At 68.2% G+C, this 24,481-nt stretch carries 19 protein-coding genes and 1 pseudogene; 12 read left to right on the forward strand and 8 right to left on the reverse strand.

The features are described 5' to 3' along the window. Window positions 1-35 precede the first annotated feature (35 nt). Both FBY33_RS08165 and FBY33_RS08170 read left to right on the forward strand, forming a co-directional pair. A complete protein-coding gene (locus FBY33_RS08165) occupies window positions 36-638 on the forward strand; it encodes a YdeI/OmpD-associated family protein (RefSeq protein WP_142030140.1) in 603 nt (200 codons plus the stop codon). Between the two features lie 132 nt (window positions 639-770). Then, window positions 771-2,411 carry a glycoside hydrolase family 32 protein gene (locus FBY33_RS08170; RefSeq protein ID WP_142030141.1) on the forward strand — a complete coding sequence of 547 codons (1,641 nt, stop codon included), beginning with the start codon at window positions 771-773 and terminating at the stop codon, window positions 2,409-2,411. Here the strand turns inward: FBY33_RS08170 and FBY33_RS08175 are convergent. Beyond that, on the reverse strand, window positions 2,408-3,706 hold the full coding sequence (locus FBY33_RS08175; protein ID WP_142030142.1) for a glycoside hydrolase family 76 protein: 1,299 nt from the start codon (window positions 3,704-3,706) through the stop codon (window positions 2,408-2,410). The two genes, FBY33_RS08170 and FBY33_RS08175, sit on opposite strands and share 4 nt — an antisense overlap. 144 nt (window positions 3,707-3,850) lie before the next feature. On the opposite strand from FBY33_RS08175, the gene FBY33_RS08180 reads away from it, so the two are divergent. Beyond that, window positions 3,851-4,645 (forward strand): SDR family NAD(P)-dependent oxidoreductase, encoded by a 795-nt coding sequence (locus tag FBY33_RS08180; RefSeq protein WP_142030143.1) that lies wholly within the window; start codon window positions 3,851-3,853, stop codon window positions 4,643-4,645. Further along, the gene (locus FBY33_RS08185; RefSeq protein WP_142030144.1) at window positions 4,642-5,847 is read left to right on the forward strand and encodes an acyl-CoA dehydrogenase family protein; all 1,206 of its coding nucleotides are present in this window, start codon (window positions 4,642-4,644) and stop codon (window positions 5,845-5,847) included. The genes FBY33_RS08180 and FBY33_RS08185 overlap by 4 nt, the downstream gene beginning before the upstream one ends. Here FBY33_RS08185 and FBY33_RS08190 read toward each other — a convergent pair. After that, a complete protein-coding gene (locus FBY33_RS08190; protein WP_142030145.1) occupies window positions 5,844-6,686 on the reverse strand; it encodes a DUF1684 domain-containing protein in 843 nt (280 codons plus the stop codon). The two genes, FBY33_RS08185 and FBY33_RS08190, sit on opposite strands and share 4 nt — an antisense overlap. Window positions 6,687-6,800: 114 nt before the next feature. Between FBY33_RS08190 and FBY33_RS08195 the strand changes: the two genes are divergently transcribed. The 4 genes from FBY33_RS08195 (at window position 6,801) to FBY33_RS08210 (ending at window position 11,358) form a co-directional block, all read left to right on the forward strand. Then, window positions 6,801-7,487: an NADPH-dependent F420 reductase gene (locus tag FBY33_RS08195; protein ID WP_142030146.1), complete on the forward strand. Its 687-nt coding sequence runs from the start codon at window positions 6,801-6,803 to the stop codon at window positions 7,485-7,487. Window positions 7,488-7,495: 8 nt separating this feature from the next. Further along, on the forward strand, window positions 7,496-8,035 hold the full coding sequence (locus tag FBY33_RS08200) for a hypothetical protein (protein ID WP_142030147.1): 540 nt from the start codon (window positions 7,496-7,498) through the stop codon (window positions 8,033-8,035). A gap of 113 nt (window positions 8,036-8,148) precedes the next feature. Then, entirely contained in the window at window positions 8,149-10,956 is a 2,808-nt protein-coding gene (gene ppc / locus FBY33_RS08205) for a phosphoenolpyruvate carboxylase (RefSeq protein WP_142030148.1), read from the forward strand. Window positions 10,957-11,052: 96 nt separating this feature from the next. Further along, a complete protein-coding gene (locus FBY33_RS08210) occupies window positions 11,053-11,358 on the forward strand; it encodes a hypothetical protein (protein ID WP_142030149.1) in 306 nt (101 codons plus the stop codon). On the opposite strand, the gene FBY33_RS08215 is transcribed toward FBY33_RS08210, so the two are convergent. Continuing rightward, window positions 11,355-11,978 (reverse strand): DedA family protein, encoded by a 624-nt coding sequence (locus FBY33_RS08215; RefSeq protein ID WP_142030150.1) that lies wholly within the window; start codon window positions 11,976-11,978, stop codon window positions 11,355-11,357. The genes FBY33_RS08210 and FBY33_RS08215 overlap by 4 nt on opposite strands. Before the next feature lie 34 nt (window positions 11,979-12,012). Here FBY33_RS08215 and FBY33_RS08220 point away from each other — a divergent pair, with 34 nt between their 5' ends. Further along, window positions 12,013-12,543, forward strand: a complete 531-nt coding sequence (locus FBY33_RS08220; protein WP_142030151.1) for an O-acetyl-ADP-ribose deacetylase — start codon at window positions 12,013-12,015, stop codon at window positions 12,541-12,543. Here FBY33_RS08220 and FBY33_RS08225 read toward each other — a convergent pair. Then, window positions 12,515-13,477: an RluA family pseudouridine synthase gene (locus tag FBY33_RS08225; protein WP_142032649.1), complete on the reverse strand. Its 963-nt coding sequence runs from the start codon at window positions 13,475-13,477 to the stop codon at window positions 12,515-12,517. The two genes, FBY33_RS08220 and FBY33_RS08225, sit on opposite strands and share 29 nt — an antisense overlap. 39 nt (window positions 13,478-13,516) lie before the next feature. Between FBY33_RS08225 and FBY33_RS20635 the strand changes: the two are divergent. Continuing rightward, window positions 13,517-13,651 (forward strand): annotated as a pseudogene (locus FBY33_RS20635) (SRPBCC domain-containing protein); the annotation flags it as partial. 91 nt (window positions 13,652-13,742) lie between these two features. Here FBY33_RS20635 and yczR read toward each other — a convergent pair. Beyond that, a complete protein-coding gene (gene yczR / locus FBY33_RS08235) occupies window positions 13,743-15,329 on the reverse strand; it encodes a MocR-like transcription factor YczR (protein WP_442858323.1) in 1,587 nt (528 codons plus the stop codon). A 61-nt stretch (window positions 15,330-15,390) separates the two neighbouring features. Here yczR and yczE point away from each other — a divergent pair, with 61 nt between their 5' ends. Then, window positions 15,391-16,041: a membrane protein YczE gene (gene yczE, locus FBY33_RS08240; RefSeq protein ID WP_142030153.1), complete on the forward strand. Its 651-nt coding sequence runs from the start codon at window positions 15,391-15,393 to the stop codon at window positions 16,039-16,041. A gap of 52 nt (window positions 16,042-16,093) precedes the next feature. On the opposite strand, the gene FBY33_RS08245 is transcribed toward yczE, so the two are convergent. From FBY33_RS08245 to FBY33_RS08255, 3 genes are read right to left on the reverse strand one after another with little or no spacing between them, the layout of a single operon-like run. Next, window positions 16,094-16,924, reverse strand: coding sequence for an Fpg/Nei family DNA glycosylase (locus FBY33_RS08245; protein WP_142030154.1), 831 nt, complete (start codon window positions 16,922-16,924; stop codon window positions 16,094-16,096). Continuing rightward, the gene (locus FBY33_RS08250; RefSeq protein ID WP_142030155.1) at window positions 16,917-22,085 is read right to left on the reverse strand and encodes an Lhr family ATP-dependent helicase; all 5,169 of its coding nucleotides are present in this window, start codon (window positions 22,083-22,085) and stop codon (window positions 16,917-16,919) included. Before FBY33_RS08250 ends, FBY33_RS08245 begins: the two co-directional genes overlap by 8 nt. Before the next feature lie 49 nt (window positions 22,086-22,134). After that, window positions 22,135-23,721, reverse strand: coding sequence for an FAD-dependent oxidoreductase (locus FBY33_RS08255; RefSeq protein ID WP_142030156.1), 1,587 nt, complete (start codon window positions 23,719-23,721; stop codon window positions 22,135-22,137). A gap of 191 nt (window positions 23,722-23,912) precedes the next feature. Here FBY33_RS08255 and FBY33_RS08260 point away from each other — a divergent pair, with 191 nt between their 5' ends. Further along, window positions 23,913-24,386 (forward strand): DUF4383 domain-containing protein, encoded by a 474-nt coding sequence (locus FBY33_RS08260; RefSeq protein WP_142030157.1) that lies wholly within the window; start codon window positions 23,913-23,915, stop codon window positions 24,384-24,386. Window positions 24,387-24,481: the final 95 nt, after the last annotated feature.

Below are 24,481 nucleotides of genomic sequence, written 5' to 3' on the forward strand. Positions count from 1 at the left end.
CTTGTGGCAGGGGATTGCACGGGAAGAATTAGGCCATGGCCGATGACCTTGAGGAACTGCTGGTACCTGACGCTGCTGCCTGGCGCGCCTGGCTGGAGGAAAACCACAAAACCAGCCCGGGCGTGTGGCTGGTCCTGCACAAAAAGGGCGGCACGGTCACCGCCCTTGACTACCCGGCGGCGCTGGACGAGGCCCTCTGCTTTGGCTGGATTGACGGGCAGCTGCGGCGCCGGGACGGCGAAAGCTCCTTCCAGCGGATGACGCCGCGGCGTCCACGCAGCGTCTGGTCCGCCCGGAACGTGGGGCACATCGCGCGCCTGGAGGAGGCGGGAAAGATGACCGACGCCGGGCGGGCTGCCGTCGAGGCGGCCCAGGCCGATGGCCGCTGGGACGCGGCCTACGGCGGGCAGGCAGACCTGGAAGTTCCGGTGGACCTGGCCGCCGCCATTGCCGCAAACCCGGCAGCCCAGGCAATGTTCGACGTCCTGACCAAAACCAACCAGTTCGCCCTGGTCTACCGGACCAACTCCGCCAAGCAGGCAGCCACCCGGGAGCGCCGGATCGCCGGGTTCGTGGACATGCTGGCCCGGGGCGAAACCCCGTTTCCGCAGAAGAAGCGTCCCGCCGGCCAGGACTAGCATTGGGTGCATGACGCCCTGGATTCGGTTCCCGGCGGCCGGGCCGGTAGGATTGACGGTTCACTTGCGCTGGTGCCGTTCCCCGAACCCGGGGGACGGCACTTGTGCGTTCAGCGACGGATCGACACACCCATGCCTCCCACCTTTTTCCGAACCGTTCCAGCCGCCCTTCGGCGCCGGGGCCTCCTCTGGCTCGCGGCAGCCGTGGCCGTGCTGGTGGTGGCCGGTGCGCTGGTGCTGGCAGAAACTGGCCGGCGTGATGAGGCCCAGCCAGGAGCCGGACAACCAACGGCCGCACCCACGGAGGCAGCCCCGGCTGACGGCCCCGGCTACCGCCCTGCCTACCACCTCACCCCGGACCAGCGCTGGATGAATGACCCCCAGCGGCCCTTCCTGCTGGACGGCGTCTGGCACTACTACTACCTCTACAACGCCGACTACCCGGAGGGGAACGGGACCGAATGGTTCCACGCCACCAGCACGGACCTGGTGCACTGGAAGAACGAGGGCGTGGCCATCCAAAAGTTCCGCAACGGCCTGGGTGATATCGAGACGGGCTCCGCGGTGGTGGACACGGAGGGGACGGCGGGCTTCGGCAAGGGGGCGGTGATCGCGGTCCTCACCCAGCAGGACGACGGCGTCCAGCGCCAGTCCCTGTTCTACTCCACCGACAAGGGCTACAGCTTCCAAAGTTATGGACAGAACCCGTTGATGGAGAATCCCGGCGCGGAACACTGGCGCGATCCGCGCATCGTCCGGGACGACGCCAACAACCAGTGGCTGATGCTGCTCGCAGAGGGGCACAAGATCGGTTTCTACACGTCAAAGGACCTGAAGCAATGGACGTATGTGTCGGGTTTCCAGCAGGACGGGCTGGGCATCCTGGAGTGCCCGGACTTCTTCCAGATGGACGCCGACGGCGATCCCGCCAAGCGCACCTGGGTGCTGGCCGCGAGTGCCAACGGCTCGGCGGAGGGCCGCACCACAGGGCTGGCCTACTGGACCGGCAGGTTTGACGGCAAGGCCTTCACTGCCGATGGGGGCCATCAGTGGCTCGACGGCGGCCCGGACTTCTACGCGGCCGTCACCTGGGATGATCCACGGCTTGGCGACGGCCAGCGGAAGGCCTCCCGGCACGCCATCGGCTGGATGAACAACTGGGCCTACGCCCGGCAGCTTCCCACAGTGGGCTGGTTCGGTGCCGCCTCGCTGGTGCGCGACATCCGGCTGGTATCCGACGGCAGCCGCCCGGCTTTGGTGTCATCGCCCACCATAGGACTCCAGTCCCTGGAAGGTGAGCCCGTTCCGGTGCCAGCCGGCAGCCTCGGGGACGCGCAACCGCTGCCAGTTCCGGACAGCGGCGCGTTCAAGGTGGACGTCGGGCTGGAAAAACCCGGAAACGGAACCGGCGAAGCCCGCCTGCTCCTGCAAAGCGGCGGGACCACCTACGCCACCATCGGCTACGACTTCCGGGACGGGCGGGCGTACGTGGTCCGCGACGGGGACGCTGTGGCAGGTGGCCAACGCAAGGTTGGAGGTCCGGAGGGGGCCGACGAGTACCGCAAGGTGCGTTCCGTCGAGGCCCGCCCCGCCGGGGACACCGTGCGCCTCACGGCCTACGTGGACCGCTCATCCGTCGAGGTCTTCGTGGACGGACAGGCCCTGACGGCCCTGGTGTTCCCGCCGGCGGGCCACCGGGAGGCCCGCTTGGCAGCCGACGGCCCGGTTTCGCTCAGGGCCGGCACCGTCACCCCGCTGGCCGGCATCCGCTAGGGTCCAGCCGGAGCGCTGCGGCCGGGAAGTACCGCGGTGACCACTGCAGCAGCCTCCAGCGTCATCCACGCCTGCAGCTGCGTGGAAAGTTCGACGACGGCGCCCGGCGGGTACGTCGCAGCGGCAGGCTGGGCGGCGTGCAGCGAGAAGACGCTCCTGCCTTCCAGCCTTGACCGGCCTTCTGTCGGTTCCACAGGGCGCCGGCCGGACCAGAACGCCTCCGCGGTGTCCGTCACCAGCCGGGCAGCCGTGGCCCGGGTTACTTGCGGCAGCCGGGTATCGGCTGCCGCGAGTGCCAGGTAGCGGCAGAGGATCCCGGTGAAGAGGCCGCCGTCGCCCGTTCCTTCGCAGCGAAGAACGGTACTGCCCGGAGCCGTGAGCTTCTGGTCCACGGCGTCCACCAGCACCGCAGCCCGGGCCAGGTTCTTCTCCCCGCCCAGTTCCAGGAGGGCGCCCAGCACCGGACCCTGGTTGTAGCTGTACACGGCCCGTTCCAGCACCACTTCGCCGGCGGGGTTCAGGCGGGCGCCGTCCAGGTACAGGCCCTGCTCCTGGTCGAAGAGGGTGGCGTCCAGCCAGTCCAGCAGTGCCTGTGCCTTGCCGTGCTGGCCGGTGCGGGCGTAGAACAATGCCACGGGAGCCGTGGCCGGGGTGTTCTTGAAGTCCCGCTTCTTGCTCCAGAATGTGCCGCCGCCCAGGTCATCGGTGCATGCGGCGTCGAACTGCAGCGCCAGCGACGCACGGACAGTGGCGTTGCGGGCGCGGCCCGGGCGCCGCGTCTCCTCGGCCAGGGCGTCCAGCCGCAGCGTTGCCAGCGCCAGCCAGGCCATGTCGTCATAGTAATTGTTGACGAAGGTCAGGGCGTTGCGGACCCGGATTCCGGTGACCAGCCGTGAGGCCAGGCGCCCGGCGCTGGGCCGGTCCGGGCCGTTGAACCTGGCTGCGGGAGTGGCCCCGCCGCCCAGCTCCCGCCGGCCGGTGTCCACCAGGCAGTCCACATAATGGGCCTGCCACCAGTAGTGCCACGGGAGGACCAGCGCTGCGGCAGGCCGGACCCGCCGGAGCGCCGCGAGCAACCATCCCCACCGTCCGCCTCCTGGCTCCTGTCCCGGTGGTTCCTGGACCTGCCCCGCGCCAGGCCGTTCCTGCCCCGCCGTCCGCCTGCCCTGCCACAGCACGGCGCCCAGATGGGTTCCGGGCAGGAACAGCAGTTTCCGGCCGAACAGCGCGGTCACCGACTGGGCCGCGTGGTCCGCCCTGTCCTGCCAGGCGGCCAAGGAGTTGCTGGAAGTCATGCCGTCCACCCTAACCGTGGCACCGCGGCCCGGGGTGCAGCCTGAAGTCCGCCAAGAGTGCGGCAGCGGCTAATTTCAGTTAACATGCATTAACTGTTGCTCGAGGCCGCGCCGCGGCACGGGGACACGCATCAAGGAGGATGTATGGACATCAAAGGCAGCGTCGCACTGGTGACAGGCGGCGCCTCCGGGCTGGGGGCAGCAACGGCACAGAGGTTGTTCGACGACGGGGCTTCCGTAGTGCTCATTGACCTCCCTTCCTCCAGCGGGCAGGCAGCGGCGGACGAACTCAACGGCCGCGCCCAAGCCGGCCAGGCCGCCGCCTTTGCCCCCGCGGACGTGACCAGTGAGGCTGACGTGCGGGCCGCCGTCGGGACCGCTGCAGGGATGGGGCCGCTCCGGATCGTGGTGAACTGCGCCGGGATTGCCACCCCGGGCAAGGTGCTGGGACGCGACGGCGTGCTGCCCCTGGAAGCATTCAGCCGCGTCATCCAGGTGAACCTGATGGGCACGTTCAACGTCCTGCGGCTGGCCGCCGAAGCGATGGTGGCCACCGAGCCGGCGGTCACTGACCTGGGTGGCCCGGAGCGCGGCGTCATCATCAACACCGCCTCCGTTGCCGCCTTTGACGGGCAGATCGGCCAGCCCGCTTACTCCGCTTCCAAGGGGGCAGTGGCCGCCATGACGCTGCCCATCGCCCGGGAGCTGGCACGCTCGCTGGTCCGTGTGGTCACCATTGCGCCGGGAATCTTCGAGACGCCCATGATGGCCGGCCTGCCCCGGGAGGCGCAGGAGTCGCTGGGTGCCCAGGTTCCGCACCCGTCCCGGCTGGGAAAGCCGGCCGAGTATGCCAACCTGGTGGCGCACATCGTGGACAACGCCATGCTGAACGGCGAAACCATCCGGCTTGACGGCGCCATCCGGATGGGGCCGAAATGAGCGGCCCTGACGTGTCGGAGCTTCCGCAGGCCGACTTCTTCGCCGTCGAGTCACTCCTGGGCCAGTCCGAGCGGAACAAGCTGGCCGAACTGCGGGACTTCCTGGCAGCCGAGGTGGCGCCGTACGCCGCCGACTGGTGGAACGAGGCTGAGTTTCCCGCCCATATCCTGCCCAAGCTGGCCGCGCTGGAACTGAGCACGCCCGCCCACCGTGGCTACAGCCACCTGTTCGCTGGGCTGGTCATCGCCGAGATAACCCGCGTGGACACATCCCTCGCCACGTTCTTCCTGGTCCACCACGATCTCTTCGTCGAGTCCCTGCACACCTTCGGCAGCGGGGACCAGAAGCAGCGGCTGCTGGCTGACGCCTCGGAGTTGCGCACCACGGGCGCCTTCGCCCTCACAGAACCCCTGCACGGCTCGGACGTGGCGGGCGGGATGGAGACGCGTGCCCGGCGGATATCCTCCAATACAGGGGAAGCGGACGACGACGGCGACAGCTGGGTGCTCAACGGCGCCAAGCGGTGGATCGGCAACGGGACGTTCTGCGACTACATGCTGGTGTGGGCCCGGGACGAGGCGGACGGCTCCGTGCGGGGCTTCATCGTGGACGCCACCCTGCCGGGGGTCAGCCGGAGCAGGATCGAGAACAAGATTGCCCTGCGCACGGTCCAGAACGCGGACATCGTGTTCCAGGACGTCCGGGTAGCGGAGGCGGACCGGTTCAGCGGGATCAGCAGCTTCGAGGACACCAAGGAACTGCTGCGCAGCTCCCGGATCATGGTGGCGTGGCAGACGGTGGGCCAGCAGCTGGCGGCGTTCGACGTGGCCAGGCAGTACGCCGTGGAACGCGAGCAGTTCGGCCGCCCGCTGGCACATTTCCAGCTGATCCAGCAGCAGCTGGTAACCATGCTGGGCAACGCCGTGGCCAGCATGGCCATGATGGCCGGAATCGCCAGGCTCCAGGACCAGGGCGCCGCCGAGATGGCGCAGGTGGCCCTGGCGAAGTCCTACCTCAGTGCGCGGATGCGTGAGACCGTGGCGCTGGGCCGGTCCATCCTGGGCGGAAACGGCATCGTCACCGATTACCGGATGGCCAAGATCTTCGCCGACGCCGAGGCCATCTACACCTACGAGGGATCGTTCGAGGTGAACACCCTGATCGTGGGCCGCGCCATTACCGGAATCTCGGCCATCTCCTAAGCGGGGTATGGCTGCTTCTCGCCCGCCTCCACCCGGATGTCCAGGCTGTTGTTCCGGACCGGCATGGGGCAGGTGCCGTAGGGGGTGAAGGCGCTGGGGTAGTTGATGGCCCGGTTGAAATCCAGCACCACGGAGCCGTCCGGGCGGGGCCTGGGGAGCGAGAGCTTCCGCCAGTCGTCAGTGGTGTCGCCGTTGGTCTCGTCATGGAACGTGACGGTCAGGGCGCCGAGCTTCTCGTCCTCCGCCTGGAGCCGGAACTCGTGGCTGCTGCCGGGGAGGCGGAAAACGACCTCGCCCACGCTGCGGTGCACGCCGTCCACCAACGGATTCGCAGTGCCGATCGGTACGTCCACCGGCGCCGGGTAGGGCTCAAACCGGCCCGTCACCTCCCAGTCCGGGTTGTAGGGATACGTGGGGACGCCGTCGAAGTCCGTGAAAACCGGGGACGACGAGTCCCGGGTGCGGAGGGCGTACCGCCCGCCGCGCATGGCCAGTTCCACCACCACCCGGTCCCCGTTGGGCCCGCCGAACTGCACCCACATCAGCGACTCCTCGTCGGCCAGGACCGCGGACACGGTACCGTCCACCTTTTCCCCGGTCTCCACCAGCGTGAGCCCGTCGGACGGGACGGCGGTGAGGGACGCCGTCGTACTTGTGCTGTCAGTGGACCACAGGCCCGGGACAAGGTCGACGGCGGCGGGGGAGTCTTCGAGCCACTGGAAGGAGGTGAGGGTGAGCCAGCCGTGCGGTGTTGCCAGGGCTTTGTCCCGGTTGATGCGGAAGCGCTGCCAGCGCTCGATCCTGGCGGCTGGGGCAGTGGCGGCTGGGGTGGTGGCCATGGTTCCTTCCGGTTGCGGTTGCCCCGGCTACAACCCCCGGGGGCGGCTGTTCATTCCGCCAGCTGCTTATCCCGGCCCGCTTGTCCTGGCCGGATGGGAGAGTAGCGTTCTGCCATGAGGATTGCAGTTCTTGGCACAGGCACCGTGGGGCGGGCGCTGGCGGCAGCGTTCAACAGGCTGGGACACGAGGTTGTCCTTGGTACGCGCGACCCCGGGGAAACCGCCGCGCGCACCACACGGGATGCCACGGGCGGGCCGCCCTTCAATGAGTGGCTGGCAGGGCACGACGGCATCAGGCTGGCGACGTTCGCGGAAGCGGCAGGCGACAGCGAGGTGGTGGTCAACGCAACGAACGGGGCGGCGTCCCTGGCGGCGCTGGCAGCGGCCGGCGAGGCGCGGCTGGCGGGAAAGATCCTGGTGGACGTGTCGAACCCGCTGGACTTTTCGCAGGGCATGCCGCCGGTGCTGAATCCGGTGAACACGGAGAGCCTGGCCGAGCGCATCCAGCGGGCGTTTCCCGAAGCCCGCGTGGTGAAGACGCTGAACACCATGAACGCCCGGCTGATGGTGGAACCCCGCAGGCTCGCCGACGGAGAGCACTCCGTGTTCGTCTCCGGGGACGACGCCGGGGCCAAGAAGGTAGTCAGCGGACTGCTGGCGGAACTGGGACACCGGGACGTCATCGACCTCGGCGACATCACCTCCGCCCGTGGCGCCGAAATGGTGCTGCCTCTCTGGCTGCGGCTCTTTGGCACGCTGGGAACCCCGGACTTCAACTTCAAGGTGGTCCGCCGGGGTTGAATGGGTGAGTGGACATCCTTGCAGGAGTAAACCGGGAATGGCTGGCGGCACTGACCTGGCTGGCGGCGCTGCTCACCGGCGCGGGGGTGCTGCTCTGGCGTCGCCGGCGTGCAGACCTCGCCGCGCTCACCGCCGTCGCCGTCTTCATGGCAGCAAATGTCGGGGCCGGCATCTATGTCTTGAACCACCTGGCGGACGGGCGCTGGGGCGGGGACGCGCAGGCCAGGCTCGTCCCGCCGTCGCTTTCCGGGACTCCGGTGGTGGGCCAGTTCCTGGCGCCGCTCGACGGCGCCATGGCCGGCATGGCCGGCGGGATCAACGACTTCATCGACTTCCGCGCCGCGCTGCCTGTGGCGCTGGACTTCTTCGCAGGCGCTGGCTGGGCCCTGGCCGTTTCGGTGCCGGTGGCGCTGGCAGCCGCCGCCGTCCAGGCGGGAAGGGCCCGCCGTCGGAACGCTGAAATGGCTGCCTGGCGCACCGAGGTGGAGCAACTCCGTGCCGAGCTTGACGGAGTGAAACGCCACGTTGGGTACCGCGACATCTTTTGAGACGGATTCCACTGCTGCACCGGACCGGGGGTAGCATCTTTAGCTAGTAACGCGGCTCACAGTATCCAGCGCAGTGTACGAGCCAAGTCCAAAACCCTCGAAAGATTGCGTCAATGGCACACACTGCAACAGCGCCCGAAACAGATCTCGCCTCCGAACTGCGCGCGGACGTCCGGCGCGTTTCCACCCTGCTGGGGGAATCGCTGGTCCGCCAGCACGGACCCGAACTCCTGGACCTCGTGGAGCAGGTCCGGCTCCTGACCAAGGAATCCAAGGAAGCGGCCCGCGGCGGTGCGCACGCCACCGGTCCGTGGAGCGCGCACGACGTCGTTGCCCAGGTCCGTGAACTCCTGGGCTCCCTGCCCATCGAGCAGGCAACGGACCTGGTGCGCGCCTTCGCGTTCTACTTCCACCTGGCCAACGCCGCCGAACAGGTCCACCGGGTCCGCGGCCTGCGGACCCGCGCCGAAAAGGACGGCTGGCTGGCCAAGACCGTGGCGGACATCGCCGCCCAGGCCGGCCCCGAAGTCCTGCAGGAAGTGGTCAACGGGCTGGACGTACGCCCCATTTTCACGGCACACCCCACCGAGGCCTCCCGCCGCTCCGTCCTGGACAAGATCCGCAAGCTCTCCGACGTCCTGTCCCAGCCCACCGCCGAAGGGTCAACCGCCCGGCGCCGGCAGGACCGGCAGCTGGCCGAGATCATCGACCAGATGTGGCAGACCGACGAACTGCGCCAGGTCCGGCCCACGCCGGTCGATGAAGCCAGGAACGCCATCTACTACCTGGGCGGAATCCTCACCGACGCGATGCCCGAAATGCTCACCGAGCTCTCCGAACTCCTGGGCGAGCACGGGGTCACGCTGGCCTCCAAGGACGCCCCCATCCGGTTCGGCTCATGGATCGGCGGCGACCGCGACGGCAACCCGAATGTCACGGCCGCCGTGACCCGCGAGATCCTGCAGATCCAGAACCAGAGCGCCATCCGGATCAGCATCGGCATGATTGATGAGCTCATTTCCATCCTCTCCAACTCCACGGCGCTCGCAGGCGCGGATGAGGCCCTGCTCAAGTCCATCGATGACGACCTGAAGAAGCTGCCCGGCCTGGACAAGCGGGTCCTGGAGCTGAACGCCCAGGAGCCGTACCGGCTGAAGCTCACCTGCATCAAGGCCAAGCTCATCAACACCGGCAAGCGCGTGGCCGCGAACACCAACCACGAGCACGGCCGCGACTACAGCGGCACCGATGAACTCATGGCGGACCTGCAGTTGGTGGAACTGTCGCTGCGCAACCACTCCGCAGCCCTGGCCGCGGACGGAGCCCTGGCCCGCGTCCGCCGCGCCATCGCCTCCTTCGGCCTGCACCTGGCCACCCTGGACATCCGCGAACACGCGGACCACCACCATGACGCCGTGGGGCAGCTGATGGACCGGATCGGCGGCCCCGGGCTGCGCTACGCCGAACTGAGCCGGGAGGAGCGCTTCGAGGTGCTGGGCTCCGAGCTGGCCTCCCGCCGCCCGCTGTCCGGCCATCCGATCAAGCTCGAGGGTGCAGCCGACGGAACCTACGACGTCTTCCGCGAGATCCGGCGGGCCCTGCGCATGTACGGCCCGGACGTCATCGAGACCTACATCATCTCCATGACCCGCGGCGCCGACGACGTCCTTGCCGCCGCCGTGCTGGCCCGTGAAGCCGGCCTGGTGAACCTCTTCGGTGACAAGCCCTACGCCAAGCTCGGCTTCGCGCCGTTGCTGGAGACGGTGGAGGAGCTGCGGGCCTCGGCCGAGATCGTCGACCAACTGCTGTCCGACCCCTCCTACCGTGAACTGGTGCGGCTGCGCGGCGACATCCAGGAAGTGATGCTGGGCTACTCGGACTCCAACAAGGAATCCGGCGTGATGACCAGCCAGTGGGAGATCCACAAGACCCAGCGCAAGCTGCGGGATGTGGCTGCGAAGCACGGAGTGCGCGTCCGCCTGTTCCACGGCCGCGGCGGCTCCGTTGGCCGTGGCGGCGGGCCCACCTACGATGCCATCCTGGCCCAACCCAACGGCGTCCTGGAAGGCGAAATCAAGTTCACCGAGCAGGGCGAAGTCATCTCGGACAAGTACTCCCTGCCGGAGCTTGCCCGCGAAAACCTGGAGCTTTCGCTGGCCGCGGTGCTGCAGGGTTCGGCCCTGCACCGCGATCCGCGGACCTCGGAGGACCAGCGGGAACGGTACGGGCACGTTATGGAGGCCATCTCGGACGCCGCTTTTGACCGCTACCGCAGGCTGATCGACCACCCGGACCTGCCCGCCTACTTCATGGCCTCCACGCCCGTGGAGCAGCTGGGCTCCCTCAACATCGGCTCCCGTCCGTCCAAGCGCCCCGACTCCGGCGCCGGGCTGGGCGGCCTGCGCGCCATCCCGTGGGTTTTCGGCTGGACCCAGTCGCGGCAGATCGTGCCGGGCTGGTTTGGCGTGGGCTCCGGGCTTAAGGCCGCCCGTGAGGCCGGACATTCCGCCCAGCTGGTGGAGATGATGGACCATTGGCACTTCTTCCGCTCCGTGCTGTCCAACGTGGAGATGACGCTCGCCAAGACAGACATGGACATCGCGGGCTACTACGTGGCCACCCTGGTCCCGGAGGAGTTGCACCACCTGTTCCGGGCCATCCGGGAAGAGTATGAGCTCACGGTGGCCGAGGTACGGAAGCTGACCGGCGAGAACCTGCTCCTGGACGCACAGCCCACCCTGAAGCGCTCCCTGGAAATCCGCGACCAGTACCTGGACCCCATCAGCTACCTCCAGGTGGAACTGCTGCGCCGCATCCGCACCGAAGGCGAAATCAGCGGAGCCGAAATCGACGAGCGCCTCCAGCGGGCCATGCTGATCACCGTCAACGGCGTGGCGGCCGGCCTCCGCAACACCGGCTAAACTCCCCTTCGTTGCCCTATCACTTATGGTCCCTAACAGGCGGGTATAGGGACCATAAGTGATGGAGCATCCGGGGGTTTGGATAGGGTTGGAGGCATGCCTTCCTTCCAGACCCGCCTCAAGATCACCGGGCTGCGGCCGGGCAATCCGCCGGAGGCGGTCATGGACGCGGCCGTAGAGGCGCTGGGCACCCGCCACCACGTGGAGGCGCGCCAGCTCCAGATCGCCGGCGGCGTGCCGCAGCTGAACCTGCGCTTCCTCGTCGAAGCCAGCGAGTACAGCGGGGAGAACCGGCAGGCGGTGGAGTCGGCAGCCATGATGCGCGACGCCGTCGAACGCGTTGCGCTGACAGGCTCGCTCAGCGTGCTGCGCCGCAGCCGCGGCAAGTGGCTGCCCGTCTAGCCTGCGTCAGGAATGGTCTCGTCCTCCACCGGGGACCGGTCGCCGCGCCGCCGGGTGACGATGATACCCACGACGGCGCCGATCACCAGGCCCACGGCCACACCGATCAGCGAACTGGCCCAGAACGGCAGCTTGGTGGCCGAACCCGTGAAGTAGCCCAACCCCACCAGCCAGCACGCCCACAGGACTGCGCCCAACCCGGCACAGAGGCTGAAGCCCCGGACGGAGACGTTGGCGATGCCGGAGGCGGCTGACGTGGCCAGCCTGCCGCCCGGGATGAAGCGGGCCCCGATGATGGTGCCGTAGGTGGAAGAACGGCCTGCCTTGGCAAGCGCAGCATGGATGCCGGCGTGGACGCGGCGGCCCCATTTCCAGCGGTCCAGGACATGGCTCAACCGCCTGCGGAAGAGCTGGAACACCACCATGTCGCCCAACCAGGACGCCAGGGCGGCGAGCACCAGGACCAGGAACACGTTGGCCCGGCCGTCAGCGGACAATGCGCCGCCGGTGATCACTACCATTTCCGACGGGATGGGCGGAAAAATGGCGTCGCCGATCACCACCGGGATGACCCAGAAATAGAGGGCCGTCCCCCAGCTGTCAACGCTGCCGAAGTCCATTGCCACAACGTACCGCACTTGGGAAACTGGCGGCATGCGGGTCTCGGTTCTGCACGGTGACATTACGCAGCGGCAGGTGGATGTGGTGGTGAACGCCGCGAATGCGTCGCTGCTGGGCGGCGGGGGAGTGGATGGGGCGCTGCACCGCGCTGCCGGGCCGGAACTGCTGGCCGCCTGCCGGGAACTGCGGGCAACACAGCTGCCCCACGGCCTCCAGACCGGGGCCGCAGTGGCCACCCCGGCTTTCCGGCTCCCGGCCCGCTGGGTGATTCATACGGTGGGACCCAACCGCCATGCGGGCCAGACCAACCCCGCGCTCCTTGTGTCCTGCTTCAGCGAAAGCCTGCGGCTGGCAGACCGTCTGGCGGCGGGGACGCTTGCCTTTCCGGCGGTGGGGGCCGGAGCCTATGGGTGGCCGGCTGCGGCGGTGGCACAGGCGGCGCTGGACGCGGTTGTTGGCTTCCGCGCCCTGCATCCGGCCAGCAGCCTGGAACTGGTGGAGTTCGTGCTGCACACCGGGGATGCGGAGGCAGTGTTCAGGGACGTGCTGGAGCCGCTTCGCTGAGCTCCAGGCTGCTGCGGTACTCCACCGGCCTGCCGGAGACCGGATCCACGAACCGGATGCCGCGGGCCAGCAGCTGCAGCGGTTTGGCGTAGTTGTCCGGTGCCTTGTCCAGCAGGTCCGGGTAGAAAGCATCGTTGACGATCCCCAGCCCCAGCGAGGCCATGTGCACCCGCAGCTGGTGGGTCTTTCCGGTGTGTGGTTCCAGCCGGTACCTGGCCAGGCGCTGCCCGGTGCCGTCGGCACCTGCCCCAGGCCCGCCGTCGAACGTTTCCAGCCGCTCAATCCTGGTTTCCGCGTTCGGCTCGCCGTCAATGACCTCGGCCAGCAGGTAGCTGCGGGACTTGGTCATCCGGTTGCGGACCACCACGGGAAAGTCGACGGCGGGGTACCCCGGCGCGGGCTCGGCGGCCGACACGCACTCGTACTCCTTCTGGGCCTGCCGCTTTTCAAACAACACCTGGTATTTGCCGCGGGTCTGCGGGTTGGTGGAGAAGAGCAGGACGCCCGCGGTCATCCGGTCCAGCCGGTGCATGGGGATCAGGTCCGGCAGGTCCAGCTGGTTCCGCAGACGGACCAGGGCTGACTCCTGGATGTACGTGCCGCCCGGCGTGGTGGGCAGGAAATGGGGCTTGTCCACCACCAGCAGGTGCCCGTCCTGGTGGAGGATGCTGATGTCCACGGGCAGCCGCGTCTCCGGCGGCAGGGTGCGGTAGTACCAGATGAAGGTGTGGTCTTCGAGCTTCGTGTGCCGGCTTAGGGGTACGCCGCCCTCGCCAACGATCTCGCCGGCGTCGAACCGGTCCTCGATGCCCTGCGGATCGATGTGTCCCCACCGGTGCATCATGTAGTCCATTGCGGTGTCCCACGGCCCCTCTTCCGGGAGGCGCAGGCGGGTGGCGTTGACGCCGTCGCGCACGGGGAGGGGGGATTGCATCACCGGTCCATTCTACCGGCGCCGATGTGGCCGGTTCCCGCACCGGACGGATTCATCCGGCTCCACGAAGCATTGGGCGTCAGTTCCGCCGGGCAGGGGGCCGCGGTGGATGTGGAGCTCGACGGCGTAGGCCGGCTTGCGGGCGAGGTGGACTTTTCGAACGAGGACTCCCTTCCCGATTGGCGCCCCAGTCGCCGGAACGGTGCGGGGCCGCCGTACCTTTCCGGCGGTTACGCACACTTCCGGCGATTCCGGTGTCGGCGATTCAGGCGATGGCCACGTCGGGGGCTTTCTTGAGGCTGCGGCGCAGTTGCGGGGCGGCGTCGAGCCGGTTCTGGGCTGCCCTCAAGGCCAACACTGCGGTTTCCAGCTTCTCCGGCGGCAGCGTAAACGGCACGCGGAGATAACGTTCGAACGCGCCGCCTATTCCAAACCGTGGCCCCGCCGCCAGCCGGATGCCGAAGTCCGGGGCAATGACCGTCAGGGCGGTGCTGGTTGGGCCGGGCAGCCTGCACCACGCGGACAGGCCGCCCGACGGGTAGAGGGTTTCCCACGCCGGGAGGTGGCCCGCGAGGAGTTCCAGCAGGACTGCCCGTTTCTCCCGGAGTCCGGCGAGCCGGGCCGGGAGCGGTTCGTCCAGGCCGCGGACCAGGTGGGCCGAGGCCAGTTGTTCCATCACAGGCCCACCCAGGTCCAGGGATGTCCGGGCGGACGCAAACCGCTGGATCATGTCCTCGGATGCACGGATCCAGCCAGTCCGCAGGCCACCCCAATGGGACTTGCTGAGTGTGCCGATGGTCACCACCGCAGGGCTGAACGCTGCCACCGGAGTTGTGTGGGCGCCGTCGAGGTTCAGTTCCCGCAGGGTCTCGTCCACCACCAGGGTTGTACCGGCCGCCGCAGCCGCCTTCACCAGCTGGCGGCGCTGGCTGTCCGGCATGAGCTGGCCGGTGGGGTTGTGGAAGTCCGGCACCACATAGGCCATTCTGGGCCGCTGCTGCACGAGTGCCGCCTTGAGCCCCTGCATGTCCCAGGCCACAGTGGCCAGGTTGCCTGTCCTGCTGGAGCCTGCGGGTGGGAGAACGTGAGGAGGTGCGAATGCCACGGGCACTGCACGGCACCCCGCGGCACGGATCGCATCCAGTGCGTTCGGATAGCTCGGATGTTCCACCAGCACCTTGTCCTGCCGGCTGGTCAGGGCGCGAAGGATGATGTTCAGGGCGTGCTGCGCACCGGAGGTCACCAGCACCTGGTCTGCCGTGGTGGGTACACCCGCAGCCGTGTAGCGTGCTGCGACTGCTTCGCGCAGGGGGAGCAGGCCCATGGCGTCGTAACCGAACCCGGGCAGCAGCGCCGGAAGCTCGGTCAGGGCCGCCGCGAAGGCCCGGTGCACCAATTCACCACTGGCGGGCAGGGACGAATAAGCCAGGTCGATCAAACCCTCCGGCGCTGCCAGCCCGGGTGCTGCCAGTCCCAGCGCGCCGGGCCCCGGCATGGCAGCTCCTGCTGCCGCCTTTCCCTGCCGGGACGTCCCCGGGCCAATCAGTGGTCCACGTAGCACCGTGGTGCCCGCCGCCGTCGTACGGGGAATCCTGGTGCGGCTCCTGCTGCCCTGTCCGCTGCTCAGGAAGCCCTGTTCGCGGAGGCGGCCATAGGCTGCCGTCACCGTGGTCCTGCTGACACCCAGGGCTACGGAAAGGGCGCGTTCGCTGGGCAGTGCCGTGTCCAGGGCCACCCGGCCGTCCAGCACCAGGAGGCGGACGACGTCGGCCAGCTCGCGGTAGGCCGGGGAGGCGCCGGGATTCCACCTGCCAAGGAGGCGCGCAAGTGCAGATGCGGTAAGGGAAGACATCAGGCCAGTATCTCAAACTGGCTATGTATTCCAATGCCAGTTGCGTGGAAAGGTTGTCTGCATGATGACCCGCAGACTCCTCCAGCTCTTCACCGGCCTTGCCATGTACGGCATATCCCTCGCCATGTTCATCCGTGCGGGGCTTGGCCTGGATCCTTGGGACGTGTTCCACCAGGGTCTGGCCAACCGCACCGGCCTGAGCATCGGCGTGGTGGTCATCATTGTGAGTTTCCTGGTCTTGCTGCTCTGGATCCCGCTGCGGCAGTGGCCAGGTTTCGGAACGTTGTGCAACGCGGTGCTCGTGGGAGTGTTTGCGGATGTTGGACTGGCGCTTATCCCGGCGGTGTCCCAGACCGCAGGCCAGTTTGCGCTCCTGGGCGGCGCCATTGTGCTTAATGGCATCGCCTCCGCGTGCTACATCGGGGCACGTTTCGGGCCAGGGGCGCGGGACGGGCTGATGACCGGGCTGGCCCGCCGCACCGGGTGGTCAGTCCGGCTGTCCCGCACGCTCATTGAGGTGTGCGTCCTGGCCATCGGCTGGCTGCTGGGTGGTTCGGTGGGCGTCGGCACGGTGGCCTACGCGCTGGCCATCGGTCCTTTGGTCCATGTGCTGCTGCCGCGCTTCATGGTTTCCGCCTCCCCGGCGAAGGCCGCCGCCGGGACCACTGCCACAGGGGCTACTGCCGTCAAGGCTCCGGAACCCTGTGCCTGAACAACCCTGTGCCTGAACAGATGAAGCCCTGGACAGATCATGCCTGAACAGGTCAAGCCTGCGCTGGCTGGCACCTCGGGCAGAAGTAGATGTCCCGTTCTTCCTCTCCGTTCGGCTTGCCCAGAAGTCCGCGCTGGATGGGGGTGCCGCATTTCAGGCATGGTTGGCGCTCCCGGCCGTACACCCAGTAGCCGGGCCTGCCCGCCATCCTGCCCACCGGCATGCCGCGGGCGTTGAGGATGGTCACGCGGCGTCCGGGCCCCAGGTTAACCTCCAAGAGCTGTTTGGCGTCGCTCATCAGGGTCCGCACGTCCGTGACCCCGGAAACAGGCGTGGCGGGATGGACTCCGGACAGGAAGCACGCCTCGCAACGGTAAATGTTGCCGATGCCCGCGAGGTTCCGCTGGTCCAGAAGCGCAACTCCCACCGGCACCTCGGGGTGGGAGCGGATCCTGCGTTCCGCCTCGTCCAGGTCCCAGTCCGGGCCCAAGAGGTCCGGTCCGAGGAATCCCACTATGGAGTCCTCGTTGGCGGTAGGCACCACTTCCACAATTCCCAGTGAGAAGCCGACGGCGTCGGCCGCGGCCGTGCGCAGCACGCACCGGGCGGTGAACCCGGGCTTCCGCCACCTTCCGCCGGGCGGATACACCTGCCAGGCGCCTTCCATCTTCAGATGTGAGTGGATGGTCAGCCTCTTGTCCTCCGGGCTGACCACCCGCATCAGCAGATGCTTGCCCCTGGGAACCACCTCGGCAACGGTCCAGCCTGCCAGGTTCAGCGTGGCGAACCGGGGCACCCGGAAATCGGATGCCAGCAACGTCTGTCCGGCCAGGGCCTGGTGCAGCTGGTGGGCGGCCCGCCAGACGGAATCGCCCTCAGGCACGGATTCTCAATCCCTTCGGGGTGGAATAGGCGCCGGCGGCGCTGAGCGCGGCGGCAACTGGGGTGTCCAGGATGCCGTGTCCGTTTACTTTCTCCATGATCAGCTTGTCCACGGCTCCCCGGGTCACAACACCAACCAGCGCCGCGCCCGCAGCCGCCAGGACGGCTTCGTCATCACTGAACGCCAGCAGTGTCTTTCCGCCCCGTTCCACATAGAGGACCAACGCACCGTCCACCAGGACAACCAGCGCACCCGCCTTCCGGCCGGGACGGTGGCCGGTGCCGGCGTCGTCCTGCAGTGCGGGCCAGGGGAGCGCCGCACCGTACGGGTTGGCGGGATCGGTGGCGGCGAGTGCCAGGGCAACCGGGTCCGCCTTGGCCAGTTGCGTGTCTTCCGAGTACGAGCGGAGCCGGTCCACGGTGGCGGGAACGGCAAACTGGGCGGCACCAAGGTGTTCGATGAAGTAACCCCGGCGGCAGCGGCCGGCCTCCTCCAGCCGCGCCAGCACCTTGTACATGAGGCCGAAACCGCCCAGGATCTGTTCAGCCATCACCGAGCCCCTGGTGACCACGCCGTAGCGGTCCAGCAGGAGTTCCGCGGTGGCCCGGGCATGGATGGTGGCATCGAGTTCAGGCTCGGGAAGCGCCGACCACCGCCCTGCGGCAGTGGGTGGGGTGGCGGCACCCTGCGGTCCGTACCGGCCCCCGGCCAGTCCGGCGGACCCCATCAGGCCGGTACCGTGGGAACGTCCCAGCCGGCTCAGCCGTGGCGCCCTGGCCCGTGGTGCCCGCGCCACCTGCCGGTGGGTCGTGTGGCCCCCGGCGATCAGGGCCCGCACCGGGGCAAACGTGTCCCCGGTGATGCGGCCGGCCCACGCGAGGTCCCACAGCGCAGCCACCACTTCCTGGTCGCCGAGGACGGCGTCCATGCCGCCCGCCACCTCGGTCAGCTGGCGGAAGAAATACCCGCCGCCGTTGTTGCGCAGGTGGTCGAGGAGCCGCTGGCCGGCGTCCCCCGGTTCGAACCCGGGCGCGGGGTTGAGCGTCAGTTCCACCGAGTCCGCGAGGTGCAGGCTGATCCAGCCGTCGTTTCCCGGAAGTGCTCCGGCCCCGGACCAGAGCACTTCGCCTGCGGCCATCAGTTCATCCAGCATTGCAGGCTGGTAGTTGGAGACCCGCGTGGCCAGCACCAGGGGTTCCCAGGCCGATGCGGGAACGGGCACCCCGGAGAGCTGGTCGATGGCGGTGATGATGCCGTCCAGGCCGCGCAGCGAAGGCTGGCCGCGGCCGCCGCCGGGAGTCCGGACATGCTGCCACGCCGGCAGGAAACGTCCATAGGCGGCGGCATCCACAGGTTCCACTTCTGCCCGCAGCGCGGCCAGGGAACGACGGCGGAGCTTGCGCAGCACCTCGGCGTCGCACCATTCGCTGGAAACAATGTGCGGAACATCGGAGGTAGGAGAGCCGGCCGCAGGTCCATCCGCTGGATGTGCTCCGCCCGGTTCTCCGGTATCAAGCGACGCGTCCCGGTCACCGTTGGAATCCGGCTCTGCGGCCACCGGCGGTGCGGCATGTGGCCGGAACTCACCCTCCACCACACGCCCATCCGCTGCCAGGCGTTTCAGGGCCGTACCCACCACAGCCACGCCGACGCCCAGGCGGGCGGCAGCCTCGGCTGCGGTGAAGGGACCATGTGTCCTGGCATACCGGGAAACGAGATCGCCCAGGGGATCGGCCACCGGCTCGATGAAAGCCAGCGGAACTCCCATGGGCAGCGGAACACCAATGGCGTCGCGGAGGCGTGCCGCGTCTTCCACCGCGGCGAAACGTTCCACTCCGCCGATGTTGACCTTGATGGCACGGTTGGCGCGCTGAAGCGCGGCCAGGTGCGCCGCCGCCTCTTCCACCGTGGCTGCAGCCGCGGCCGGCAGCGTTTCGGCAGGCCCGCTTTCGTCGGACCCGGCTTCATTGAGCGCTGCATCAGCGGGCACTGCCAGCGCATCGCCAGCGTCATCAAGCCCAACCCCCGCGATATCCTGCCCAGCTCCGGCGGGGTCCTGCCCACCCAGAGGGGCACCCTGTCCAGCCACAGCCGCACCCTGGAGCCGCGCCGCCGTCTCCTCAGGCGCAAGCGGACCCAGCAGCCGCAGGAGGTCGGCTACGCCTTCCATCCCCCGTGCGCGCCGGTCCGGCGCCAGGCGCTGCAGCTCGCGTTCGGTAGCCTCGATGACCTTGGAATCCAGGAGCTCGCGCAGCTCCACCCGGCCCAGCAACTCGTTCAGGAGGGTGGAGTCCAGGGCCAGGGCGGCGGCCCGCCGTTCCGCGAGCGGGGAGTCGCCCTCGTAGAGGAACTGCGCCACGTAACCGAAGAGGAGGGACTTGGCGAACGGCGAGGGCTGCTGGGTGGTGGTCTGGACAATCCGCAGTTCCCGCCGTTCCACGGACGCGGCAATGTCCTTCAACGCAGGCAGGTCGTAGACGTCCTGCAGGCATTCGCGCACCGTTTCCAGCACGATGGGGAACGTGGGGTACTTCCTGGCCACGTCCAACAGCTGTGCCGACCGCTGGCGCTGCTGCCACAGCGGCTGCCGTTTGCCGGGGGTCTGGCGGGGCAGCAGGAGGGCGCGGGCTGCGCACTCCCGGAACCGTGAGGCGAACAGGGCACTGCCGCCCACCTCGGCCGTGACGATTTGCTCAAGTTCCTCAGGATCGAAGAGGAACAGCTCGGCGCCGGGCGGCTCGTCCTCCATCATGGGCACCCGCAGCACGATGCCGTCGTCGGCTGCCATGGCGGAGCCGTCCAGCCCGTAGCGCTGGTGCAGCCGTTGCCCCACGGCAAGGGCCCACGGCGCGTGCACCGGCATGCCGAACGGACTGTGCAGGATGACCCGCCAGTCGCCCAGTTCGTCGTGGAACCGCTCCACCACCAGGGTGGTGTCGCTGGGGACCACCTCCGTGGCCTGCTTCTGCTCGTTGAGGTACTGGATGAGGTTGTTCGCGGCGAATTCATCCAGGCCGCTGGCCTTGCAGCGTTCGGTGGCAGGGCCGGCGTCGGACGCGGACAGTTCACGCACGAAGGCGCCCAGCGCGCGGCCCAGGTCCACGGGCCGCCCCAGCGAATCGCCCTTCCAGAACGGCAGCTTGCCGGGCTGCCCGAACGCAGGGGAGACCAGGACGCGGTCGTGGGTGATGTCCTCGATCTTCCAGCTGGTGGCGCCCAGGGCGAAGACGTCGCCCACGCGGGACTCGTAGACCATCTCTTCGTCGAGCTCGCCCACCCGCCGGCCGCCCTTGGGCGCGCGAGCCGGTTTGCCGTCTTCTGACGGGGACGCCGACCCTTCCATCTCGGTGCCGATGATGTAGACGCCGAACAGGCCCCGGTCCGGGATGGTGCCGCCGGACGTCACGGCCAGGCGCTGGGCTCCGGGCCGCCCTTCGATGGTGCCGGCATTGCGGTCCCAGATGATCCGCGGCCGCAGCTCGGCGAATTCGTCAGACGGGTACCGTCCCGCGAGGAGATCGAGGGTGGCTTCGAAGGCTGAGCGGGGGAGGGACGCGAAAGGTGCGGAGCGCCGGACGGTGCTGAACCATTCCTCCACGTCGATGCTGCCCAGGGCGGTTGCGGCCACGGTCTGCTGGGCCAGGATATCCAGCGGGTTGGCAGGGATGCTGAGCCGCTCGATCTTGCCGCCCAGCATCCGCTCGACCGTGATGGCCGTGTGGACCAGGTCCGCCCGGTGCTTGGGGAAAAGGACGCCCTGGGAAATTTCGCCCACCTGGTGCCCGGCGCGGCCCACCCGCTGCAGGCCGCTGGCCACGGATGGCGGCGATTCCACCTGCACCACCAGGTCCACCGCACCCATGTCGATGCCCAGTTCCAGGGACGACGTGGCCACGACGCACCGCAACCGCCCGGACTTGAGGTCGTCCTCGATGAGGGCCCGCTGGTCCTTGGACACTGAACCGTGGTGGGCGCGGGCCAGCACGGGATCGGCGCCGGCCGAGCTCCCGGCCTGGGCCATCATGTGTGCAGGGGTGGCAGTGGAAGCGGGAATGCCCGACGGCGGTCCCCCCGGCGTGCCGACAGCACCCGCCTGCCCTTCCGGGCCGGGATCGTCCCAGCCGCCGCCCACGGCAACCAGTTGGCGTTCGGCATAGATCTCGTTGAGCCGTGCAGTAAGGCGTTCGGCAAGCCGCCGGGAGTTGGCGAAGACGATGGTGGACTGGTTGGCCAGCACCAGGTCCACGATTTTTTCCTCCACGTGCGGCCAGATGGAAGCCTGCGGCTGCAGCCCGGATGCCGGGCCGGAGTCGAATGCTCCTGCCGCTCCCTGCAGGTCCGACATGTCCTCCACCGGCACCGAGACCGTGAGGTCCCAGTTCTTCCTGGCCGGCGGTGCCACGATCTCGACGGGGGCCGAACCGGCAAGAAACTGGGCCACGAGTTCCCGGGGCTCCACCGTGGCGGAAAGCCCGATGCGCTGCGCTGGTTTGGGCAGCAGTGCGTCCAGCCGCTCCAGGGACACGGCAAGGTGGGCCCCGCGCTTGGTTCCGGCCACGGCGTGGACCTCGTCAATGATGATGGTGTCCACCTCGGCAAGGGTTTCGCGGGCCTTCGAGGTGAGCATGAGGAACAGGGACTCGGGGGTGGTGATCAGGATGTCCGGCGGGTTGGCCAGAAGCGCGCGTCGGTCGCTCGCGGGAGTGTCCCCGGACCGGACCCCCACCGTGATCAGCGGCGCGGGAAGTTCCAGCCGCTTTGCCGTCTGGGTGATGCCGATCAGCGGGGAGCGCAGGTTCCGTTCCACGTCGACGCCCAAAGCCTTCAAGGGTGAGATGTAGAGGACGCGGGTTTTGCGTTTGGGCGTCCGCACCCGCTTGCCTTTTGCCGGCGCTTCAGCGGCGGGGTCAGGGGCGTGGGATGCCGAGACCAGGAGCCTGTCCAGGGCCCAGAGGAAGGCCGCCAGGGTCTTTCCGGAACCGGTAGGGGCCACCACCAGCGCATGCGATCCCGAGGAGATGGCGTTCCAGGCGCCTGCCTGTGCCGGTGTCGGCTCCGAAAACGCACCCAGGAACCAGTCCCTGGTGGGCCGGCTGAACTGGCCCATCGAGGCGGCCGCGCCGGAAACGCTGCTGCCGGCAGGACGCTGTTCCTGGTTCATGCCTCCATCATGCCCCAAGGCACTGACAGTAAACTCCCGGATGGCGCGTTCACCCAGCCGGAGCCTCCGGCAGGTCCCTGGTGGCCGGGCCCTCGAGCAGCTTGCCCTGGTTGGTGAAGCGCGAGCCGTGCAGGGGGCAGTCCCACGACTGTTCGTTGTCATTCCAGTGCAGAATGCCGCCCATGTGGGTGCAGACTGCTGAGAGCCGGCAGGTGGTTCCCGCCACGGTGGAGACAGCCACCGGCCGGTTGCCCTCGCGGTAGACCTTGCCCTGGCCTTCGGCCGGGACTGCGGCAGCTGCGGAGCCCGCAGGAACAGGTGGTGTCGGTACGGCACCCTCGGAAGCAGGCACGGCGGATCCGCCCGCGCCCCGTTTCAGGCCATCAATCTTCCGTCCCTCGGTGGTCACCTTCCCCCAGCCGGAAGCCAGTCGTGCAGCCACGCCGGCATTGAGCGCCACGGCAGACAACGCGCCTGCCGGTGAGGTGATGCGGTGGTGGATGGTGTCCGCCCAGGGCACCTGCCCGCCCAGGATGTCCGCGGATATCCCCAGCGCAGCGGCGACGGCATTGGTCATTCCCCACTTGTTGTAGCCGGTGCCGAAATAGATCTGGCCCTTGCCGCGCGGGAGTTTGCCGAAGAAGGGCATGAGGTTGGTGGGCATGTAATCCTGCGCGGACCATGTGTGTGTGGTGACTGCGCCGGGGTAATGCCCGCCCGCCCACTCGAGCAGGCCGGAAAGGTGCGCCTTTTCCGAATCCGTCCGGCCCACCTGATGCCCGTGCCCGCCCACGAGCAGCAGGTTCCTGCCGTCCATCTCGTAGTTGCGAAGTGAGTGGGTGGGCTGCTCAACGGAGATGTACATGCCCGGCGGGGGCGCCTGGTCCTCCTGCAGTTCAAGGGCCGCCGCGTAGGAACGGCTTGGCTTCAGCTTGGCGAAATACAGGCCGCGGTCCAGGACGGGGATGCCCGTGGCCAGGACCACCTTGTCCGCCCTCACACTGCCGTGGTCGGTCTTGACCGCTGAGGGTGCATCGCCGGTCACGTCCCGGAGGCGCACGCCGCTAACGATATGGCCGCCACGGCTGCGGATGTCAGCCACCAGTGCGTCGATGACCTCCATGGGGTTGATCTGGGCCTGGTCCCTCAGCCGCACCGCCCCGTGGACAGGGAACGGCAGGCCGGCGTCGCGCACGTAATCCACATCCAGCCCGGCGGTACTGGCGGCGCTCACCTCTTCGCGCAGCTTCTCGGTGCCTTGTGCAGACGAGGCATAGGTGTAGGCGTCGCGGCGCTGGAAGGGCACGTTGTGCTCCTCCAGGTAGCGCAGCAGCCACGCCTGGCCTTCCCGGTTCCCGTCCACGTACGCCTGAACCTGCTTCTGCGAGTACTGGCGGGCCAGCTGGGACAGGAAGGTTCCCTGCAGCAGGGTTACCTTCGCGGTGGTGTTGCCGGTGGTCACGGCCCCGGGGAAGCGGGCTTCCAGTACCAGGACGCTTTGTCCGGAGCGGGCCAGCAGCAGTGCGGTGACCAGCCCGGTGAGGCCGGCGCCAGCCACCACCGTGTCATACCTGGTGTCAGGTTCGAACGGATCAGAAGTGAAGGGATCCCTGCGGTCCAGCCAAATCGACGTCATGCCAGTCCAACCTGCCTCCGGTGCAAGGCCCTCGCAGGCCAGTTTGTGATGGGTCTGTTATCGACCCCTGCTATCCGCTGCGGATTTGCTAAGTATACTTACGATGTCGGGGGTTAAGTCTATGGTCAGGCTCTATCGGTCACGCTTCACCCGGCAGCCAGAAGCATTCAACGACACAAGCAGGAGAAATCATGACAACCATGAATTCCGGCGGTCGCACTGTAGGCCGGACCAACATCCAAAAAGCCGCCCTTGCCGTAGGCGTGGTCTTCCTCCTGGTAGGGGTCCTGGGGTTCATCCCGGGCATCACTTCCAACTACGACTCCCTGGGGTTCGCGGGGCACGGATCCGGGGCACTGCTGCTGGGCCTCTTCCAGGTATCGATCCTGCACAACATCGTCCACCTGCTGTTCGGCGTCGCGGGCATTGCCATGGCCCGCAGCGTGCCCGGCTCAAAGAACTACCTGGTGGTGGGCGGCGCCATCTACCTGGTGCTGTGGCTCTACGGCCTGCTCATCGGCCAGGACACTGCTGCCAACTTCGTCCCGGTCAACACCGCCGATAACTGGCTGCACTTCGTCCTCGGTGTTGCCATGATCGGCCTGGGCGTGGCGCTGTCCCGCGGCACGGCACGAACCGGCCGCACCACCACCGCAACCCGGTAACAACAAAAATGCGGTAACAATGCAAGGGCAGCCGGCGGAACAGGAACGTTCGACGGCGGCCCGGAAGTACGAAAGGCGGCCCGGCTTGATTGCCG

The sequence above is a fragment of the Arthrobacter sp. SLBN-112 genome, assembly GCF_006715225.1.
Classification (GTDB): Bacteria; Actinomycetota; Actinomycetes; order Actinomycetales; family Micrococcaceae; genus Arthrobacter.

Excerpts from the sequence above, each read along its gene's own strand:
- FBY33_RS08185 (WP_142030144.1), top strand. The coding sequence starts at position 4,642 with ATGAGCGGCCCTGACGTGTCGGAGCTTCCGCAGGCCGACTTCTTCGCC.
- FBY33_RS08215 (WP_142030150.1), bottom strand. The coding sequence starts at position 11,978 with ATGGACTTCGGCAGCGTTGACAGCTGGGGGACGGCCCTCTATTTCTGG.
- FBY33_RS08190 (WP_142030145.1), bottom strand. The coding sequence starts at position 6,686 with ATGGCCACCACCCCAGCCGCCACTGCCCCAGCCGCCAGGATCGAGCGC.
- FBY33_RS08175 (WP_142030142.1), bottom strand. The coding sequence starts at position 3,706 with ATGACTTCCAGCAACTCCTTGGCCGCCTGGCAGGACAGGGCGGACCAC.
- yczR (WP_442858323.1), bottom strand. The coding sequence starts at position 15,329 with ATGTCTTCCCTTACCGCATCTGCACTTGCGCGCCTCCTTGGCAGGTGG.
- FBY33_RS08210 (WP_142030149.1), top strand. The coding sequence starts at position 11,053 with ATGCCTTCCTTCCAGACCCGCCTCAAGATCACCGGGCTGCGGCCGGGC.
- ppc (WP_142030148.1), top strand. The coding sequence starts at position 8,149 with ATGGCACACACTGCAACAGCGCCCGAAACAGATCTCGCCTCCGAACTG.
- FBY33_RS08225 (WP_142032649.1), bottom strand. The coding sequence starts at position 13,477 with ATGCAATCCCCCCTCCCCGTGCGCGACGGCGTCAACGCCACCCGCCTG.
- FBY33_RS08180 (WP_142030143.1), top strand. The coding sequence starts at position 3,851 with ATGGACATCAAAGGCAGCGTCGCACTGGTGACAGGCGGCGCCTCCGGG.
- yczE (WP_142030153.1), top strand. The coding sequence starts at position 15,391 with ATGATGACCCGCAGACTCCTCCAGCTCTTCACCGGCCTTGCCATGTAC.
- FBY33_RS08195 (WP_142030146.1), top strand. The coding sequence starts at position 6,801 with ATGAGGATTGCAGTTCTTGGCACAGGCACCGTGGGGCGGGCGCTGGCG.
- FBY33_RS08220 (WP_142030151.1), top strand. The coding sequence starts at position 12,013 with ATGCGGGTCTCGGTTCTGCACGGTGACATTACGCAGCGGCAGGTGGAT.
- FBY33_RS08170 (WP_142030141.1), top strand. The coding sequence starts at position 771 with ATGCCTCCCACCTTTTTCCGAACCGTTCCAGCCGCCCTTCGGCGCCGG.
- FBY33_RS08165 (WP_142030140.1), top strand. The coding sequence starts at position 36 with ATGGCCGATGACCTTGAGGAACTGCTGGTACCTGACGCTGCTGCCTGG.
- FBY33_RS08250 (WP_142030155.1), bottom strand. The coding sequence starts at position 22,085 with ATGAACCAGGAACAGCGTCCTGCCGGCAGCAGCGTTTCCGGCGCGGCC.
- FBY33_RS08260 (WP_142030157.1), top strand. The coding sequence starts at position 23,913 with ATGACAACCATGAATTCCGGCGGTCGCACTGTAGGCCGGACCAACATC.
- FBY33_RS08255 (WP_142030156.1), bottom strand. The coding sequence starts at position 23,721 with ATGACGTCGATTTGGCTGGACCGCAGGGATCCCTTCACTTCTGATCCG.